Source organism: Streptomyces sp. NPDC048462 (genome assembly GCF_043200175.1).
Taxonomy (GTDB): Bacteria; Actinomycetota; Actinomycetes; order Streptomycetales; family Streptomycetaceae; genus Streptomyces.
Genome location: NZ_JBICXG010000072.1, coordinates 1 through 1536 on the forward strand (window position 1 = coordinate 1; position 1536 = coordinate 1536).

1 protein-coding gene is annotated in these 1536 nt (G+C 66.6%); it reads left to right on the forward strand.

What is annotated here, in order from left to right:
• Nucleotides 1-158: 158 nt before the first annotated feature.
• Nucleotides 159-1523, forward strand: coding sequence for an IS4 family transposase (locus ACGFU6_RS39280; protein WP_393617408.1), 1365 nt, complete (start codon nucleotides 159-161; stop codon nucleotides 1521-1523).
• The last annotated feature ends 13 nt before the right edge of the window (nucleotides 1524-1536 follow it).

Sequence of the window (1536 nt, forward strand, 5' to 3'; positions counted from 1 at the left end):
CAATGCCGTTCGGTTAGGGGTTCGATCGGCAGTGCAACTTTCGGCGTTTCGGCTGGTGATATGGGTGCAGCCCTTGTAGTGGTTCTCGGGTCCGCCAAGACTCGTGTTCCTCTGCAAGGGCTGCAGTGTCTGATTCTGTCATTACGCATGCTCCCGGCGTGTTCGCCGTGGGGCACTTGGGCGAGTTGACCCAGGTTGTTCCGTTCGATCTCGTCGACGAGGCACTCGCGTCCGCAGGTGGTCTGCAGCAGCGGGTGCGGCGGCTGCCGTCGCGGGTGGTGGTCTACCTCCTGCTCGCTGGCGCGCTGTTCACCGGGATGGGCTGGACGGGAATCTGGTCCCGGCTGACTGCCTCGCTGTCTGTGCCGCTGCCCGCACCGGCGGGTTCATCGATCACGGCTGCGATGCGACGGGTCGGCCCCAAACCGTTGAAAGCACTGTTCGACCTGGTCAAAGGCCCCGCAGCGGTGACCGCGACACAGGTGACACGGTTCGCGGGCAGGCTGGTGGTCGCGATCGACGGCACCCAGATCGCGCTGCCGGACACGCCCGCGAACCTGTTGGTGTTCCCCAAGGCGAAGCCCGGACCGAACGGGCCCGCCGGTTACCCGATGCTGCGTCTGGTCACGCTGATGGCCTGCGGGACCCGAACCCTCATTGACGCCGCCTTCGGCACCGACGCGACCGGCGAGCTGACCTACGCCCGTGAACTGGTCACCACCGCGGGCACGACCAGAGCACTCCGGCCCGGGATGCTGCTGCTGGGTGACCGGAACTTCTCAGCCACCACGTTCGTGGGCACCGTCGCGTCCACGGGCGCGGACTTCCTCATCCGGGCCAAGACCCACAGCACAGCGCTCAAGCTGCCGATCCTGCGTCGTCTGCCCGACGGCACGTTCCTGTCCCGCATAGATGAAGCCACCGTCCGAGTCATCGAGGCCACCATCACCCTCACCCCTGCCGACGGCACCAGCAAGCACACTGCCACCCACCACGCCTACCGGCTCGTCACCAGCCTGCTCGACCCCCACGAGGCACCCGCCATCGCTCTGGTCAGGCTCTACCGAGAACGCTGGGAGATCGAGACCAGCTACTGCGAGCTGAAATCGACCGTCCTCGGCGGCAGAGTCCTGCGCGGCCGCCACCCGACAGCCGTCGCCCAGGAGACCTGGGCACTTCTGGTTGCCTACCAGGCACTACGCACCGCGATGAGCGACGCCGTCCTGCACCGGCCCGACATCGACCCCGACCGCACCGCATTCACCATCGCGCTGAACACAGCACGTGACCAGATCATCCGGGCCGCCGGCATCATCCACACCCAGACCGACCTCGTCGGACAGATCGGCACCGCCATACTCAACGGCCTCCTACCCGCCCGCCGAGACCGGTCCCGACCCCGCGTGAAGAAACGAGCGATCAGCTCCAAGTACCGCGCCGTCGGCCGCAACACCGACCACCGAACCCACAGAACCGCCGTCCACATCCAGATCAACGCATCGCCAAGCCCGCCAGACGACTAACCGAACGGCATTG